Annotated in this window: 17 protein-coding genes; 4 read left to right on the top strand and 13 right to left on the bottom strand. The window is 58.8% G+C overall.

Annotated features, from left to right (window positions below):
• Positions 1–107 precede the first annotated feature (107 nt).
• The 12 genes from flgK to FB481_RS03960 form a co-directional block, all read right to left on the bottom strand.
• Positions 108–2147: a flagellar hook-associated protein FlgK gene (gene flgK / locus FB481_RS04015; protein WP_147175151.1), complete on the bottom strand. Its 2040-nt coding sequence runs from the start codon at positions 2145–2147 to the stop codon at positions 108–110.
• Positions 2148–2153: 6 nt separating this feature from the next.
• On the bottom strand, positions 2154–3386 hold the full coding sequence (flgJ, locus tag FB481_RS04010; RefSeq protein ID WP_093502119.1) for a flagellar assembly peptidoglycan hydrolase FlgJ: 1233 nt from the start codon (positions 3384–3386) through the stop codon (positions 2154–2156).
• Positions 3387–3398: 12 nt separating this feature from the next.
• On the bottom strand, positions 3399–4496 hold the full coding sequence (locus tag FB481_RS04005) for a flagellar basal body P-ring protein FlgI (protein ID WP_093502530.1): 1098 nt from the start codon (positions 4494–4496) through the stop codon (positions 3399–3401).
• 11 nt (positions 4497–4507) lie between these two features.
• Positions 4508–5221 carry a flagellar basal body L-ring protein FlgH gene (gene flgH, locus FB481_RS04000; RefSeq protein ID WP_093502121.1) on the bottom strand — a complete coding sequence of 238 codons (714 nt, stop codon included), beginning with the start codon at positions 5219–5221 and terminating at the stop codon, positions 4508–4510.
• A 61-nt stretch (positions 5222–5282) separates the two neighbouring features.
• Positions 5283–6068, bottom strand: coding sequence for a flagellar basal-body rod protein FlgG (gene flgG, locus FB481_RS03995; protein WP_027910249.1), 786 nt, complete (start codon positions 6066–6068; stop codon positions 5283–5285).
• Between the two features lie 45 nt (positions 6069–6113).
• Positions 6114–6854, bottom strand: a complete 741-nt coding sequence (gene flgF, locus FB481_RS03990; protein WP_093502123.1) for a flagellar basal-body rod protein FlgF — start codon at positions 6852–6854, stop codon at positions 6114–6116.
• Between the two features lie 190 nt (positions 6855–7044).
• Complete coding sequence (locus tag FB481_RS03985) at positions 7045–8526, bottom strand: flagellar hook protein FlgE (RefSeq protein ID WP_093502125.1); 1482 nt, start codon at positions 8524–8526, stop codon at positions 7045–7047.
• A gap of 42 nt (positions 8527–8568) precedes the next feature.
• Positions 8569–9240 (bottom strand): flagellar hook assembly protein FlgD, encoded by a 672-nt coding sequence (flgD, locus tag FB481_RS03980; RefSeq protein WP_093502127.1) that lies wholly within the window; start codon positions 9238–9240, stop codon positions 8569–8571.
• Between the two features lie 14 nt (positions 9241–9254).
• Positions 9255–9698 carry a flagellar basal body rod protein FlgC gene (flgC, locus tag FB481_RS03975; protein WP_093502129.1) on the bottom strand — a complete coding sequence of 148 codons (444 nt, stop codon included), beginning with the start codon at positions 9696–9698 and terminating at the stop codon, positions 9255–9257.
• Positions 9699–9709: 11 nt separating this feature from the next.
• Positions 9710–10120, bottom strand: coding sequence for a flagellar basal body rod protein FlgB (flgB, locus tag FB481_RS03970; RefSeq protein ID WP_093502131.1), 411 nt, complete (start codon positions 10118–10120; stop codon positions 9710–9712).
• Positions 10121–10396: 276 nt separating this feature from the next.
• Positions 10397–11224 carry a protein-glutamate O-methyltransferase CheR gene (gene cheR / locus FB481_RS03965; RefSeq protein ID WP_013792198.1) on the bottom strand — a complete coding sequence of 276 codons (828 nt, stop codon included), beginning with the start codon at positions 11222–11224 and terminating at the stop codon, positions 10397–10399.
• A gap of 104 nt (positions 11225–11328) precedes the next feature.
• Positions 11329–12252, bottom strand: a complete 924-nt coding sequence (locus tag FB481_RS03960; RefSeq protein WP_027910245.1) for a chemotaxis protein CheV — start codon at positions 12250–12252, stop codon at positions 11329–11331.
• A gap of 79 nt (positions 12253–12331) precedes the next feature.
• On the opposite strand from FB481_RS03960, the gene flgA reads away from it, so the two are divergent.
• From flgA to FB481_RS03940, 4 genes are all read left to right on the top strand, one after another.
• Positions 12332–13090 (top strand): flagellar basal body P-ring formation chaperone FlgA, encoded by a 759-nt coding sequence (flgA, locus tag FB481_RS03955; protein WP_147175150.1) that lies wholly within the window; start codon positions 12332–12334, stop codon positions 13088–13090.
• 144 nt (positions 13091–13234) lie between these two features.
• Complete coding sequence (gene flgM / locus FB481_RS03950) at positions 13235–13570, top strand: flagellar biosynthesis anti-sigma factor FlgM (RefSeq protein ID WP_093502135.1); 336 nt, start codon at positions 13235–13237, stop codon at positions 13568–13570.
• A 104-nt stretch (positions 13571–13674) separates the two neighbouring features.
• Entirely contained in the window at positions 13675–14142 is a 468-nt protein-coding gene (locus tag FB481_RS03945; RefSeq protein WP_093502137.1) for a flagella synthesis protein FlgN, read from the top strand.
• A 77-nt stretch (positions 14143–14219) separates the two neighbouring features.
• Positions 14220–14969 (top strand): flagellar brake protein, encoded by a 750-nt coding sequence (locus FB481_RS03940; RefSeq protein ID WP_147175149.1) that lies wholly within the window; start codon positions 14220–14222, stop codon positions 14967–14969.
• 12 nt (positions 14970–14981) lie between these two features.
• Here FB481_RS03940 and FB481_RS03935 read toward each other — a convergent pair whose 3' ends face one another.
• Complete coding sequence (locus FB481_RS03935) at positions 14982–16316, bottom strand: MFS transporter (protein ID WP_147175148.1); 1335 nt, start codon at positions 16314–16316, stop codon at positions 14982–14984.
• Positions 16317–16336 lie beyond the last annotated feature (20 nt).

Genomic DNA, 16336 nt, shown 5'->3' with positions numbered 1-16336 from the left:
GCACCCGTTTTGGGATTTTTCACCACATGGCGTTTGCCACGCGGCCGAACCGGAAATCTTTATTGGCAACCTGTAGCGGCAGCCATGATGAGCCAAGGCCCAGCCTACTACCTGAAGGCTCCGATCAGGGTATCGAACAACGAGCGCGCAACTTGAATCACCTGAGCAGAGGCGTTGTAGTACTGCTCGAACTTGATCAGGTTGGCAGCCTCTTCATCGAGGTTGACCGCTGAAAGAGAATCACGGTTGTCCTGCGCCTGCTTGAGAATAGCACTGGTCGCATCGCTGTCCTGACGGGCCTGGGCGGTCAGGGTACCGACCCGCTCGACTAGGTCGCCATAGCTATCGGTGAAGCTCGAACCGGTCGTGATGCCTGTGACGCTAGGGTCGACACCGACGACCTGCTTGCTCTGCAACCCCACCAAGGCCAAAGCATTGCGGTTGTCGGATACGCCGTTGAGGTTGAAGGCGATATCGAAACGATCGCCATTTTCCGGGCGCCCGCTGACACTCATGTTGACGCTAGTGCCATCTGCCAGAGTCAACTGATAGTTGTTTTGCTGGCCGGGCTCGAACAGCGGGGTCGGTGCCGGGGTGATCGGCTGTCCCTTGTTGTCCACGCGCGTCAAAGACGCCCCGGCTGGCAAGCCAGTGAAGCTGCCGGCGGCCGAATCGTAGGTCAGCGTGATCGGCGGAAAAGCCGCCTGCAAGGCGGCCGGGTTGATACTGCTGCCTGTGGATTTCAGTGTCGGCTGACTGATTGCACCATTACCGCGGTTCTGCAGGTTGGCCTCAGCGCGAATCGGCGCGGCGAAGGCCAGCTGATCAGCCTGGTCAAGGACGGTTGAAATAGTCGAAGCGCCAATACGTGTAGGCTGTAGCGCGAAATAATCACCGGCCGCCGGTGCCGGTGTTCCCACAACGACCTGGAAACCCTGATCACGCCCTGCGCTGTCTTGGAAACTCAGGGTGCCAGCCGGATTCTCGGTCACAGCCATCGTCTGATTGTCACTCAAACGGCGCGCCGAGTAGTTGGTGCCGTCGAACTCCAACCGATAATCACTGGTGGTCAATACCGAACTATTGGTGATGTTCAGCACTGGCGATGCATTACTGCTGTTGGTCGACGAAGGTAACACGCGCAGGCGCGCCAACGATTCCTCGTTGAAATCACCAAACAACTTGGTACCAACCTGCCCCTTGAGATCCAAGCCCTGCCCCAACTGGCTGTTGACCTGATCACTGATCGACAGTGCGAGGCGACCCAGAGAGTTGAAGGTCTTGTCCAGCACGTCTTCGCGGTACCGCAGAATGCCGCCCAACTCTCCACCGGTCACTTGAGTGGTGATGGTTTGCCGGGAAGCACCGACGATGAACTGGATTTCGGAGCGATTCGGATCATTGGTGCCTGGTACAACCTCTAGGCGGGCGGCGTTGCTCCCGACCACCAGCGGCTGGCCAGAACCGATGAAGACGTTCTGCGTGCCGTCGTTCTGCGCAACAACGTTGACGCCGACAAAGGTTGCCAGTTGACGCACTGTCTCTTCACGCGCGTCCAACAGATCATTAGGCTGACTGCCGTTGGCTTGAGCGATAGAAATTGATTCGTTGAGACTGGCAATGGAACCGGCGAGCCGGTTGATCTGTTCGGTGACGGCGCCCATCTGCTTATTGGCGAAGCTATTCTGTTCATTCAGGCGGTCGTAGACGGTATTGAACCGACGACTCAGCCCCTCCGCTTCGGAGAGCACCAGCTGGCGGGCAGGCAGGTTGGACGGATCCTCGGCGGCCGTCTGCATGGCTGAGAAGAACTTTTGCAACGATGGCGTGACACCCGTGGTGCTACCGGCCAACAGAGAATCGAGCTGATCGATCTGGCTTTTATAAGCCTGCACGTCGGCACTCAGCGAAGTGCTACTGCGCAGTTGCGTACTGAGAAACTCACTGTAACTGCGACGAATGTCCACCAGCGAGGTGCCGCTGCCGATATAGCCGGCACCGCTGAATTGCGGCGTGCGCGTTGCCTGGATGGTGTCCTGCCGCGAGAACCCTGGGGTATTGATATTGGTGATGTTATGCCCGGTCACCGACAGCGAAGTCTTGTTTGCCGCCAGGCCCGACAGGCCAATATTCAGTAGGTCAGCCATGCTTCATCATCCCCGGTTCGAGGGCGCGCCGTTGGCGGCAATCATCTGGTAGGTCGACAGCTTGCGGGCGATCTGCGAGACCTTGCGGGCGTACTGCGGATCGGTGGCATAGCCGGCTTTCTGCAGCTCACGGGCGAACTGCTCGGGGTTGGCGGTGGAGCTCAGCGCCTTTTCGTAGCGTCCGTTGCTTTGCAGGAAGCTCACGTAATCCTCGAAGCTATGGGCGAAGGATTCGTAAGAGCGAAACGAGGCGGCTTCCTTCACTGGCTTGCCGTTCTGGTATTCGGTGGTCATCACCCGGGCGGAATCGCCGTCCCAGGTGTTGTGTGTCTTGATGCCGAACAGGTTGTAGCTGCTGCTGCCATCGCCTTGTTTGATGATCGACTTGCCCCAGCCGGTTTCCAACGCCGCCTGGGCGACCAGGTAGGTCGGATCGACACCCAGTTTGGCCGCGGCCTTCTCGGCCATCGGCAGCATGGTTTCCATGAATTCCTTGGCCGATTTGAACGTGGTACGGCTGGCGATTTCTTCGCTGCCGTTGATGCTCAAACGGCGCTCGGCCGGCGCGGCGTAGGCCTTGGCGGGCAGCCAGTCGCCTTTTGCCAGAGGCTTGCCGACAGCATCGCCGGCTGGTGTATTGGCTACGGTAGTCGCAGTGACGGCTTCGGCGCCCGGCACGATGCCGGCCTGAACGCGCTGGGCGAGCTTGCCCGGCAGCGACAGGCGACGCTGATTGATCAGGGTCATGTCGTTACGCTCAGGGTCCACAGCGGCAGCGACTTTCTCGAGCTTCTCGACCTTCGCAGGCACAGCGTCAGCAACCGCTTCGTTACGAGCCAGCGGCTTGCTCGGCGCAGCCGGCACCGGGGCATCGACCTGGGCGAACGGATTAGGTCGCTCGCTGGGGTTCTTCATCTTCGACATCTGCCGGGCCATCACGTCGGCCAGACCGATGCCGTTCTTGTTGCCGGCCATGGTCACCGACAGCTGTTGGTCGTACATGTCCTGGTAGGTCTTGGCCTCGTTGCTGTTCATGAAGTTACCTTCACCGAACACCTCGTTGGCCGAACGCATGGTCTTGAGCATTTCATTGAGAAACAGCGACTCGAACTCCTTCGCGACCTTGCGAATGTTCTCCTCATTGTCACCACCGACCTTGAACTGGTTGAGGCGATTGAGATCGGTGTAGGCACCGCTGTCTACGGTGCTGGTGCCGGCGGCCGAGAGTCGAGTATCCATGTCGCGTGTCCTTTAAATCACGATCAGGTCGGCCTGCAGAGCGCCGGCTTGCTTGAGCGCCTCCAGGATGGCCATGAGGTCAGAAGGCGCAGCGCCCACCTGGTTCACTGCCCGGACGATCTCGTCGAGGGTGGTGCCGGGGCCGAACTTGAACATCGGTTTCTTTTCTTCGTCGGCGCCAACGCGCGAGCGCGGCACCACGGCGGTTTCGCCACCGGACAGCGCGCCCGGCTGACTGACGATCGGATCTTCGGTGATGGTCACCGTCAGGCTGCCGTGGGTTACTGCAGCAGGCTGCACGCGCACGTTCTGCCCAATGACGATAGTGCCGGTACGCGAGTTGATGATGACCTTGGCCACCGCCTGGCCGACATCCACTTCCATGTTTTCCAGGATCGACAGGTAGTCGACGCGCTGGCTCGGGTCGAGCGGCGCGCTGACGCGAACCGAGCCGCCATCCAGCGCCTGAGCAACGCCTGGGCCGAGCAGTTCGTTGATGTGGTCGACGATGTTCTTGGCGGTGGTGAAATCCGGACGATTGAGGTTCAGCGTCAGGGTATTGCCTTGATCGAAGCCGCTCGGCACCGGGCGCTCGACGGTGGCACCACCCGGGATACGGCCGGCCGACGGAACGTTGACGGTGATACGCGAGCCATCGGCGCCGCTGGCATCGAAGCCGCCAACCACCAGGTTGCCCTGGGCGATAGCGTAAGTGTTGCCGTCAATACCCTTGAGCGGCGTCATCAGCAGGCTGCCGCCACGCAGGCTCTTGGCGTTACCGATCGAGGAAATGGTGATATCGATGGTCTGCCCTGGCTTGGCGAAAGGCGGTAGATCGGCATGGATGGACACCGCCGCGACGTTCTTGAGCTGCACGTTGCCGCCCTCCGGCACCTTGATGCCGAACTGCGCCATCATGTTGTTGAAGGTCTGCACGGTGAACGGGGTCTGGGTGGTCTGGTCGCCGCTGCCATTGAGGCCGACCACCAGGCCGTAGCCAATCAACTGGTTACTGCGTACGCCCTGAATGCTGGCCAGGTCCTTCAACCGCTCGGCTTGAGCGGTCGAGGCCAAGAGCAGCGCAGCAACGGTGATGATCCATTTACGCATGATCATTGACCTCAGAACGGAAACAGCGGGCTAGCGAAAAAGCGGTCCAGCCAACCCGGCTGGCTAGCATCGGCAAAGGCACCGGTGCCGGAATAGGTGATACGTGCATCGGCTATGCGGGTCGACGCCACCGAGTTGTCACGGGCCACATCATCGGAACGAACCAGTCCGGCGATACGCACCAGCTCGTCGCCGGTGTTGAGGGTCATCCACTTTTCGCCACGCACTACCAGCAGGCCATTGGGCAGCACCTCGGCCACGGTCACGGTGATCGAGCCGGTCAGGCTGTTGCTCTGCCCCGCCTGACCAGAACCATCCGTACTACGCTGGGCGCCGTACTGAGCGCTCAGCCCGAGGTCATCCGCCTGCAGGGGGTTGAGGCTGGAATTTGGGTTATTGAGCGACACACCGCCGCCGAACAGCGAAGTGAGGCCGATATTGGCGTTGCTGTTCTTGGCGATCTTCGAGGTGGCGTTTTTGCTCGCCTGGGTGCGCTCGTTGAGGGTGATGGTAATCACATCACCCACGCGAAAGGCCTTGCGATCGCCATACAGGTTGCTCTCGAACCCGGACTGGAAGATTGAGCCGTTGTTCTGCGCAGCCGGAAGCGGCGTACGCGGCAGAACGGGTGCGTAGTAGGGATCATTTGGCCGCGCAGCGGGTGCCACACAGCCACTCAGCACTACGCTGCCGAGAATCGAAAACACACACACCAAGCGGTTCATAACCACTACCTCACAGCGTTCAGGCGTATCAGGGGAAGGGCTTATGCCCTACCTCGGGGTCTTAAAGGTTCTGAGAAATGAAGCCCAGCATCTGGTCAGCGGTGGAGATGACCTTGGAGTTCATCTCGTAGGCGCGCTGAGTGGTAATCATGTTGACCATCTCCTCGACCACGCTGACGTTGGAGTTCTCCAGTGTGTTCTGCAGGGTGGTACCCAGGCCGTTGAGGCCGGGCGTGCCAACCTGCGGCGCACCGCTGGAGGCGGTTTCCATGAACAGGTTGTTGCCGATGGCTTCCAGACCCGCCGGGTTGATGAAGTCGGCGATCTGGATGTTGCCGACGATCTGCGGCTGCGGGTTGCCGGTAGTGGTGACCGATGCGGTACCGTCCTCCCCCACAGTGAAGGTACGTACTTCCGGCGGCAGCACGATGGCCGGTTCCAGGGCGAACCCCTGGGAGGTGACCACTTGACCGTTGGCATTGAGGTGGAAGCTGCCATCACGGGTGTAGGACACCGTGCCATCGGGCATCAACACCTGGAAAAAGCCACGACCATTAACGGCCATATCCATCGGCTGCTCGGTGGTTTGCAGGCTGCCGGCAGTGAAGATTTTCTGGGTGCCATTGATACGCACGCCGGTACCGAGCTGCAGACCGGAGGGCAATTGGCTGTCCTGGCTCGACTGACCACCGGGCTGACGGCGGATCTGATACAGCAGATCTTCGAACTCGGCGCGATCGCGCTTGAAGCCCGTGGTGGACACGTTGGCCAGGTTGTTGGAAATGGTCGTCAGGTTCATGTCCTGAGCTGACAGGCCGGTCTTAGCGACCCACAGTGACGGAAGCATAGTGTTCTCCTCGGGTGCCGGATTCATGGCACCGCGTATTGGTTATCAGCTCATCTGCAAGACGCGCGCCATGGCGGTGTCATTATCTTCTGCAGTGCGCATCATCTTGACGGACAGCTCGAACTGCCGGGACAGCGCCAGGATCGACGTCATCTCCTCGACCGCATTGACGTTGCTGGACTCGAGAAAACCCGAGGTAATCTGCACCGTGGCATCAGCTACCGGCGGCTGCGGGCCAGTGAAGCGGATCATGCCGTCAGTGCCCTTCTGCATCTGCTTGAGATCCGGATTGACGAGTCGCAGCCGATCGACCTCGGCGAGTACCCGCGGCGCCTCGCCGAGCGCACGAATACTGATGGTCCCGTCCTGGCCAATCTCGATCTTCTGCTCCGGCGGCACGGCAATCGGCCCGGCATTGCCCATCACCGGCATGCCATTGCCGGTGCGCAGCATGCCCTGGGCATCGACATTCAGGCTGGCCGTACGCACATAGGCTTCGCTACCGTCAGGCGCCTGCACGGCCAACCAGCCCTTGCCGCCGATGGCCACATCCAGATCTCGCCCGGTCTCCTGCAACGAACCCGGTGTAAAGTCGGTTCCCGGCCTCTCGCTCATGGCGAATACGCGCGATGGCTGACTCTCACCGAAAATCTGCATCGAACGGGCCTGCTCGAAATCACGACGGAATCCAGTTGTGGAGATGTTTGCCAGATTGTTGGCGTGGGCACGCTGGGCCAAGCTGTTGTTGTGGGCACCAGTCATGGAGACGTACAGCATCTTGTCCATGTTTTCCTCCGAGGTGGGCGACGCGCCCGCGACTCTGACCACACCTCAAAAGCAATACACATGCCACAACTCAATAAAATTTATAAGTAATTGAATTTAAAGGAATTAATAAAATAAAAAGGCTCCCGAAGGAGCCTGTAATTTGTCGCTCGGCGAGTGGTTGCCGTTTCCGGCAACGACTCCCTGACGCTTAACGCAGATTGATGATGGTCTGCGTGATCGCACTTTCGGTTTCGATGGTCTTGGCGTTGGCCTGGTAGTTGCGCTGCGCCACGATCAGGTTGACCAGCTGATCGGACAGTTCGACGTTGGAGTCTTCCAGAGCGCCTGATTGCAGGCTGCCCAAAGTACCGCTTTTCGGCGTTCCTATTACCGGCTCGCCCGATTCAGAAGACTGTACCCAGGCCGTTTTACCTACCGGCGTCAAACCCTGCATGTTGGCAAAGTTAGCCAGAACCAGTTGCCCCTGAATCTTGGTTTGGCCATTGGTATAGCGCGCGAAGAGCTGACCGGTTTCATCTATCTGCAAGCCAGCCAGTTCGCCCGTGCTGTACCCATCCTGCACCACCTTGGCGACCGAGAAGGTACTGTTGAACTGGGTAGAGCCGCGGAAATCGAATTTGATCGCAGCACTGGCGGCAGACCCATTAGGCGCCCAGGTCGTACCTTCAGCGTTGGTCGGTGCAGCGGGCACCCAGCCATTCATATTGATAGAACCATCAGGAGCAACCGTCAGCCCAGCGCTCAAGTTAGCCGGATCAATGGTCTGCATTTTACCGGACGAATCGAACGTCACCCCAGCCGATAGCGCCTGAGTGCTGGTCGGATCCAACGGATTACGCCCGTCGACCAAGATCTTCACATCCCAGTTATTCGCCCCAGTCTTCACAAAATACTGAGTAAAGGAGTGCGCATTACCCTGAGCATCAAAGATATTGACCGAGGTAGAACGGTTGTAGCTGGTCGGATCGGCCGGATTGAACGAAGCATTCGCCGCAGTTGTGCCTGCCGTTGCGCCTGCCGCATTCGCAGCTGCGAGCTCCGCAGGAGTAGCCGCCGCAGTAGCTGCCGCAATTTCAGCAGGAGTCGGATTAGGGTTACCGGGCAAAAGCACGCCATTAAAGGCAGTCTGATAGGCCGTATCGTAGGCGCTCTGACGTAATACCGGCACAGCTTCAGTGGAGTTCAGGTTGAAGGGCTGAGTGATGGTACTGGTCGAACGCGGCGCCTGACTGGCCGTTTCCACTTTCAGGTTGCTGATGATGCCATTCTGCAGGTTGCCATTGGCATCCACACTGTAACCCTGCAGGTTGTGCCCAAAGTTGTTGACGATAAAACCTTCACGGTCAGTGCCAAAATAGCCGGCACGGGTGTAACTGATATCGCCATTATTGCTGGTACGGAAAAAGCCGCTGCCGTTGATGGCCAGATCCAGCGAGTTCTGTGTGTAATTGATATTGCCCTGACTGAACAGCTGGGACACATCACTGAGCAGCACGCCACTACCAATCGGATTGGAGCCGCTGCTAAGCATCGACGAAGCGTACAAGTCAGCGAACTCGGCACGCGACTGCTTGAAGCCAGCCGTACCGGCGTTGGCGATGTTGTTACCTGTCACGTTGAGGTCACTGGTTGCAGCACGCAGGCCGCTAAGACCGATATTGAACGACATGAAAATTCTCCTTGCCGAAGCTCGGCAGCTAAAGCCTGTTAATTACTGACCAATGACCTGCACCTGCGACAACGGCACATTGCCGATACCCGCCAGGTTGAGCATCAACTCATTGCCGCCCAAGGTGACGCTGTCGACGTTGGCCGGCAGCAAGGTGTAAAGCCCTTTGGTCTCATTGCCGTAAGTGGCCTGAGCCTCGAACTTGTAAGTTCCCGGTTTCATGACGTTGCCGCTTGAATCCTTACCATCCCAGATGAAACTGACGTTGCCGGCCTGCTGTTCGCCGAGATTGATACGACTGACCACCGCACCGGCACTGTCGTAAACGTTGACGTATACGTTGCTGCTGCTGGTCGGTAGTACGGCACTGGCCTTGAAGCTTTCACTGGTATCGACCACCGCCTTATCGACCGGCACGATGACCTTGCGCCCAACCAATGAAGAAGCCTGCAGCGCCTGCGAGGACTGGTAGCCCGAGAGGATGGTTTCCATGCTCGAGTTGAGCTTTTCAACCCCCTCCACGGTACTGAACTGCGCCAGCTGCGCGATGAACTCGCCATTGCCCTGAGGCTCCAGCGGGTTCTGATTGTTAAGCTGCGCCACCAGCAGGTTGAGAAACTGGTCCTTGCCCAGCTCCTTGTTCTGCGTGCTGTCCTGCTTGACCTGATACTTGTCCAGTACGGAACTGGAGCCGACGCCATCAACGGTGCTCATCGCTCACTCCTGGCTCACTGGCCCAAGGTCAATACGCGCTGCATCATCTGCTTGGCGGTATTCATCATTTCCACGTTGGTCTGAAAGGCACGACTGGCGGAAATCATGTCCGCCATTTCCTCGACCACGTTGACGTTGGGGTAATAGACGTAACCCTTCTCGTCCGCTGCCGGGTGATTGGGCTCATAACGCGGCATCAGACTGCTCTGATCCTCGACGATCCCCAGCACCTGAACGCCGGCGCCCGAGTTGTCCTGATCGGCAAACAGCGAGCCGTTATTGCCGCCCTGGGCATTCTGGAACACGGTGGCGAACACCGGATGGCGCGCGCGATAGGTCTGATCGACGCTCGAGGAGACGGTCTCGGCGTTGGCAATGTTGCTGGAGATGGTATTGAGGCGAGTGCTCTGGGCACTCATACCGGTTCCGGCGATATTGAAAACACTGGTGAGGGACATATCAGGCTCCTTTATTCACCACGCAGGGCGCTGACGAGCCCTTTGAATTTGCTGTTGAGCAGCGTGAAACTGGTTTGGAAGGCCACCGCGTTCTCGGCGTAATTGGCCTGCTCGACCTGCGCATCCACAGTGTTCTGATCGATCGAAGGCGCGGTTGGCGTACGGTATGCTAGCGAAGCGTCGCCCATTGGCACGCCTTCTGCTGCGATATGGCGGCTATTGGTGGTTCTCAAGCCCGTGTTGCCACTACCACTGCTCTTTGCAGCTTGCTGAGCCAGCACCGACGCGAAATCCAGGTCACGCGCCTTGTAGTTGGGGGTGTCGGCGTTGGCCATGTTATTAGCCAGCACTTCGGCACGCTGCGCGCGAAAACCCAGCGCCTTCTCGTGAATACCAAGTGCACTATCGAAACTGATGCTCATCTCAGGGACCTTTGCCGTAACGGCTAGCCTGTTTGTCTGCAGAGTTAACAGCAAAGCACGTGCCAATTTATTTTTTTACTTATAAATCAGTTAGATCACTGAAAAGCAGGGCATTCGAGGTGCACGAGCGGCAAAGCTTTTCCGCCGCTAGGCAAAGTAGGAACGGCAATCTGAACGCTGGATTGCCGCTTTTCTGACGCGGTGGTGACAGAAGGCTGTCAGCCATAAAACAAAACGGGAGGCCATGGCCTCCCGTTCTTTCTAAAAAACCTTTGATCACTTGGCTTTGTAGATGATCCCAGGACTGCACTGAACCATCTGGTATTTCTCGGGCAACCCGTTAAGCGCCTCCGAGGCTCCAAGGAACAAGTATCCACCTGGCTTGAGCATGGCGTGGATGCGCGTGAGGATGTCCTTCTTCACTTCCGCCGAGAAGTAGATCAGCACGTTGCGGCAGAACACGATATCGAACTTGCCAAGACTGGCGTAACTGTCGAGCAGGTTCAGCGGGCGGAACTCCACACGGCTCTTAATGGCCGGTTTGACCACCCAGCGCCCCGGCCCTTTAGGATCGAAATAGCGTTGTAGCCGCTCCTGAGCAAGCCCGCGCCCCATGGCAAGGCTGTCATACTCGCCCGACTTGCAGTTGTTCAGCATGGTGGGCGACAGATCGGTCGCGACGATCTGAATCCCGGCCTTGAGCTGGCCAACATTGCTGCGCTCGAACTCATCAATACTCATCGACAGCGAGTAAGGCTCCTGCCCCGAGGAGCAGGCGGCTGACCAGATACGCAGGCGCTGCCCCGGATAAGCCTTGATCAACTCAGGCAATACGCGATTCTTCAGCACCTCGAAGGGATAGGTGTCACGAAACCACAGTGTTTCATTGGTCGTCATCGCATCGACCACCTGCTCGCGCAAACCACTGCGCGGCTGACTTTGCATGCGCTGCACCAGCTCACCTAATGTCTTGATGCCGTTGGTCTCCATCAACTTATTCAGCCGACTGGAAACCAGGTATTGCTTGTTGCTGCCAAGCACGATGCCACAGGCCTTTTCCAGAAAGATCCGGAATTGCTCGAAATCCAAATTACCTGAAGACACTCGTGAGGCCTCGCCCATCTATTCCATTGATTGCGCCGAGCGCTCCGAGAAGCGCTAGGCGAGTTAGCTGGCAAAATCTGCCAGCTTTTTTAACGCTGCCACGATCAGCCGGCCTTGATGCGATCCACGACTCGTGAGGCCAGATCATCCGGACGGAATTTTGCCAGGAAGTCATTGGCCCCTACTTTCTTCACCATTGCCTGGTTGAATACGCCGGACAGCGAAGTATGCAGCAGAATGTGCAGCTTCTGCATGCGTGCATCAGCACGAATCGCTGCCGTCAGGGTATAACCATCCATTTCCGGCATCTCAATATCGGAAATGATCATCAGCAATTCCTGCTCGGGCGACTTGCCCTCAGCGACCATGGCCTGCAGGTAATCGAGCGCCTGACGGCCATCGTTCAGCGCCGTGACCTCCACGCCGACCGTCTGCAGGCAGCGCATCACCTGCTTACGGGCCACCGAGGAATCATCGACGATCAGCACGTGCTGGCTGACAGCCTTGGTCTGCACTTCGACATCGATCACCCCAGCCGAAATAACCTCGGAGGTCGGCGCCACCTCGGCAAGAATCTTCTCGACATCAATGATCTCGACCAGTTTCTCATCCAGCCGGGTAACGGCTGTCAGATAATGATCACGCCCAGTACCCTTGGGTGGCGGATGGATCTCTTCCCAGTTCATATTGACGATGCGCTCCACCGAGCGGACCAGGAAGCCCTGCACCTTGGTGTTGTACTCAGTGATGATCACGAAGCTGCCATTGAGGTCAGCGAGCGGGCGCTTGCCAGTGGCGATAGACAGATCCAAGATCGGAATCGTGCCACCGCGAATGTTGGCCACGCCGCGAACCACGTGGCTCGACTTGGGCATAATGGTGAGTTTCGGACATTGCAACACCTCCTTCACCTTGAAGACGTTGATCCCGTACAGCTGAGGGCCGTCGAGACGAAACAACAGCAGTTCCAGACGATTTTGCCCAACCAGCTGAGTTCGCTGGTTGACCGAATCCATCACACCGGCCATGTACGGGCTCCCAAGATTCCAGTAACACATCAGATTTGGTTAGCGTAGCAGGCGGCACGCGCCTTGCTACGAACCAGACATGAATGTACGAATGACAATTATCCGACGCGCGATGGCCAAAAGCCTTCGCTGCCTGGCAGTTTTACCTGCTTTGCTGGCGCTCGGCTATAGCACGCTGACAACTGCCTCCGTCACCCTGCCCGATCAGCTTATCGGCGAGACCCAGCGCTTTCTTGAGCAGGCAGTTGCAGACTATTTGCAGCGCAGCAATATTCAGGCGCGCCATGAGGTGCAGATCAATCGCCTCGACCCCCGCCTGCGCCTGCCTTTATGCGATCAGCCGCTGACGATCAACCTGGAAACGCCGGCAGAACCCATCGGCCGGGTGACTATGCGTGTACGCTGCGATGGCACCTCCCCCTGGACCGTATTCGTTCCCGGCCAGGTGCGCCTCTACCGCGAAGTGGTCACCGTGACCCGACCTATCAAGCGCGAGGGTGTGCTCGGCGAGGGCGACCTGATGCTCGCCGAGCGCGATGTCGGCCTGCTCAACCAGGGCTACATGATCGACTTGGAGCAGGCAGTCGGTCGCAAGGCCACTCGAGCTTTGCAGCCGGACCAGGTACTGTCGCCTACATTCATCCGCCAGGCGGAAGTCATCCGCCGCGGCGATCAGGTAGTGATCAGCGCACGCAGCGGTGGCATCAACGTACGCATGCCCGGCGAAGCGCTTTCCGATGGCGCCGTTGGCAAGCAGATCAGCGTGCGTAACCAGAGCTCGCAACGCGTGGTGCGCGCAAGGGTTACCGGCCCTGGGCAGGTGGAAGTATCGATGTGAGAACCGGCTCGGCCAATGGACTGGCTGACGGGTGAACGAGGCTGATTTAGACTGTGCAAGCGACGCAATTTTTTTGCCTAAAGTTTTTCCGGGCACAGCCGACACACTAGGCAAGCGTCCACACACCGTTAGAGGTTTTGCACCATGGTCATCGACTTCAACCGACTCAACAGCTCCACGCCAGCCAGCACCAGCCGTGCCGGCGGTACTCAGGCCGGCAAGAACGAAGCCATCGACAACAAGGCTGCCGGCAATACCGCTACAACTCAGCAGAGCACCGCCAGCGGCAAGAGCGGCGAGTCCGTACAGCTGAGTAGCGAAGCACAACAGTTGCAGAAAACCGTCGACAAGCTGCGTGACCAGCCGGCCGTCGACAGTGACCGAGTAGCCAAGCTGAAACAGGCCGTTGCTGACGGCAGCTATCAGGTCGATAGTCAGCGCGTCGCCAGCAAGCTGCTCAATTTCGAATCCCAGCGCTAGCTTCCGGCTCGCACTGGGGCGTTGGACGCCCGGAAACCGACTGACGCCCGTCCGCTTCCATAGCAGATGCGCGCCTAGCGGTTCCCCCCCAGAGAGCCAGAACCATGAACATCACGCCCCTGCTCGATCTGTTCAACGAGGATATCGGCCACGCAGCGCGACTGCTTGAGCTGATCGACGCCGAATATGAAGCCCTTGGCGAGCATGACCTGAGCAAGTTGCAGGACATTCTAGCGAGCAAACAGCCCCTGCTTGCTACCCTCGACCAACACGGCAAAGGCCGTACACAAGCCCTAATCAGTCTGCAACTGAGCCCTGATCGCGCAGGCTTGAAAGCGCTTGCCGAACGTTCGGACAAAGGTGACGAACTGATCCAGGCCAGCGAACAGTTGAGCGAGCTGCTCGAACGCTGCCAGGAAGCCAATTTACGTAACGGCCGAGTTATTCGTAGCAGCCAGAATTCCACTGCCAGCATGCTCGGTATTTTGCGCGGCAGCGAAACACCGTCACTCTATGACAGCAGCGGTGGTACCGCTAAAATCGGCAACAAGCGCCCGCTCAGCCAGGCCTGACATAACGACAAGATGCGTGGTGATGCAACATCGCATTAACCGACGCAGCAGTACCTTGCCCCGGAGATCACTGGACCGTGTCCAACCCCTTCGCTCAGGACTGTGGCCCGCAACCCCCCAAGGTGCTCAAGGCACCTGTGGAGATCGTTGCCAACCTACGTCTGCTGCAACAGCACCATGACCCTTTGATCCTGACGTTTCAGGATCGCAACCAGCGTTTCCAGAGCTTTGTCATCGAGATCGACCGAGACCGCAACCTGCTGATTCTCGACGAGATGATCCCCAGTGACGGCGAACGTTACCTGCAAAATGGCGAAGCCTTCAGCGTCGAATCGCTGCATGACGGCGTACGCATCGCCTGGGACTGCCCAACGGGCATGCGCGTAAGCGAACGTGATGGAGAGCGCTGCTATCTCGGCACAATTCCTGCCGAGGTGCATTACCACCAGCGCCGCAATGCCTTCCGCGCCGCAGTCAAGCAATCGGAACAGGTCAAGGTGCAGCTTAGTGGTACGCGGCTGCGCGCGCCGCTCGAAGGCCTGATGCTGGACATCTCTGCATCAGGGTGCAAGATCCGCCTCGCCGGTGATGCCACCAAACAGCTGCAGGCTGGGCAGATCTACGAGGTTTTCTGTGCACAGCTGCCGGTCGGCAAACTGGAAACGGCCATCGAGCTGCGTCACGCCCGCTATGACGACAAGCTCGATATCACCTTTGCGGGCCTGCACTTCGAGAGTCTCAGCGGCCTGCAACAGCGCCTGATCGAGCGTTTCGTCTACCAGCTGCAGCGCGAGGCCCGTCGCTTCGAAAGCGACGGGTTTCTGTAAGACCGTCAAACATCATGCCTGTGGCGCGGTAGCAGAAGGCTCCGAGCCTTCAGCCGGAGGGGCGGCATCATCTAATTCGGTCGCCACAGGCTCCTGCATCTGCTCCTGCACAACCTGCTCATCAACACGCGGATCGAGCGCCGCCACCAGTGGTGATGCGGTCATGTTCACCGGCATGGCCACGTGCTGCAGCGGAGCATCGTCGACCTGGTGCAGGTGTGTGACGATGTTCGAGCGCACGCGCCAGACCAAGAACAGGCCGCACAGGCAGAAGAACGCGTACAGCATGTTGGCCCCGAAGAAGCGCATCAGCACACCGACCAACAGTGGCCCGATACAGGCGCCAACCCCAAAAGTGACCAGCAGCATGGCGGTCAGCGATACTCGTCGATCAGTTTCGACGTGGTCGTTGGCGAACGCCACAGCCAGTGGATAGAGGCTGAATTGCAACATGCTGACGATGAAGCCTACCGAGATCAGCAACAACAGGGGCGCTTCGGAGAGAACGGCCAGGGGGGAGGCCACCAGTAACAGTGCAGCCGACATGCCGCGGATCAATTTGACCCGGTCGAAGCGATCAGAGAGCCAGCCCAAAGGCGCCTGCACCACCAGCCCGGCGAGAATGCAACAGCCCATGAAGATACCCACCTGCTCGGTGGCTAGCCCCATTTCTGCCGCATACAGCGGCGCCAAGCCGTAAAAGGAACCGATCATCAGGCCCGCAACGCCGATAGTGGTGAGTGATAAAGGTACACGGCGAAAGAAGAAGCGCATTTCCAGGGGCGCGGGTCGCAGGGGCGCTGGATGCAGGCGACGAGTCAGCGCCACCGGTACCAGACACAGGGCGAACGACAGGGCCACCAGCATCAGCAGTTCCAGGCCCAGCGTCGGGTGCACCACCAGCACCAGCTGCCCGAGCACCAGGCCCAGGTAGGACGCGGCCATGTAGCCGGCAAAGACCAAGCCACGCTGCTTGGTTTCCGCCTGCTCGTTGAGCCAGCTCTCGATCACCATGTACTGACACATCATGCCCAGGCCGACCAGCACACGCAGTACGAGCCATGCTGGCAGCCAGTCGAGCAAACCATGGCCGAGCACGGCCGCCGTCACCACCCCCGCGCAGGCCACATAGGCGCGGATATGTCCTACCCGGGCGATCAGCCGGTGACCGATCTTGCCGCCCAATACCAGGCCGAAATAGTTAGCGGCCATCAGCGCACCAGCCCAGACACCCTCGCCGGACTCGGCCAGGCGCAGGGCCAGATAGGTACTCAGCAGGCCGGAGCCCAACAGCATCAGGACAGTGGCGATGTAGAGAGAACTGAAGGATTTCCAGATCAAGCGCATTGGACTGCAACAACTCCTTG

The organism is Pseudomonas sp. AG1028 (assembly GCF_007993955.1).
In the GTDB taxonomy this organism is placed as follows: Bacteria; Pseudomonadota; Gammaproteobacteria; order Pseudomonadales; family Pseudomonadaceae; genus Aquipseudomonas; species Aquipseudomonas straminea.
The sequence above is the reverse complement of the archived record's forward strand: the minus strand, read 5'-3'. Positions and strand labels throughout refer to the sequence as shown.

Excerpts from the sequence above, each read along its gene's own strand:
- flgK (WP_147175151.1), bottom strand. The coding sequence starts at position 2,147 with ATGGCTGACCTACTGAATATTGGCCTGTCGGGCCTGGCGGCAAACAAG.
- flgJ (WP_093502119.1), bottom strand. The coding sequence starts at position 3,386 with ATGGATACTCGACTCTCGGCCGCCGGCACCAGCACCGTAGACAGCGGT.
- FB481_RS04005 (WP_093502530.1), bottom strand. The coding sequence starts at position 4,496 with ATGCGTAAATGGATCATCACCGTTGCTGCGCTGCTCTTGGCCTCGACC.
- flgH (WP_093502121.1), bottom strand. The coding sequence starts at position 5,221 with ATGAACCGCTTGGTGTGTGTGTTTTCGATTCTCGGCAGCGTAGTGCTG.
- flgG (WP_027910249.1), bottom strand. The coding sequence starts at position 6,068 with ATGCTTCCGTCACTGTGGGTCGCTAAGACCGGCCTGTCAGCTCAGGAC.
- flgF (WP_093502123.1), bottom strand. The coding sequence starts at position 6,854 with ATGGACAAGATGCTGTACGTCTCCATGACTGGTGCCCACAACAACAGC.
- FB481_RS03985 (WP_093502125.1), bottom strand. The coding sequence starts at position 8,526 with ATGTCGTTCAATATCGGTCTTAGCGGCCTGCGTGCTGCAACCAGTGAC.
- flgD (WP_093502127.1), bottom strand. The coding sequence starts at position 9,240 with ATGAGCACCGTTGATGGCGTCGGCTCCAGTTCCGTACTGGACAAGTAT.
- flgC (WP_093502129.1), bottom strand. The coding sequence starts at position 9,698 with ATGTCCCTCACCAGTGTTTTCAATATCGCCGGAACCGGTATGAGTGCC.
- flgB (WP_093502131.1), bottom strand. The coding sequence starts at position 10,120 with ATGAGCATCAGTTTCGATAGTGCACTTGGTATTCACGAGAAGGCGCTG.
- FB481_RS03960 (WP_027910245.1), bottom strand. The coding sequence starts at position 12,252 with ATGGCCGGTGTGATGGATTCGGTCAACCAGCGAACTCAGCTGGTTGGG.
- flgA (WP_147175150.1), top strand. The coding sequence starts at position 12,332 with ATGAATGTACGAATGACAATTATCCGACGCGCGATGGCCAAAAGCCTT.
- flgM (WP_093502135.1), top strand. The coding sequence starts at position 13,235 with ATGGTCATCGACTTCAACCGACTCAACAGCTCCACGCCAGCCAGCACC.
- FB481_RS03945 (WP_093502137.1), top strand. The coding sequence starts at position 13,675 with ATGAACATCACGCCCCTGCTCGATCTGTTCAACGAGGATATCGGCCAC.
- FB481_RS03935 (WP_147175148.1), bottom strand. The coding sequence starts at position 16,316 with ATGCGCTTGATCTGGAAATCCTTCAGTTCTCTCTACATCGCCACTGTC.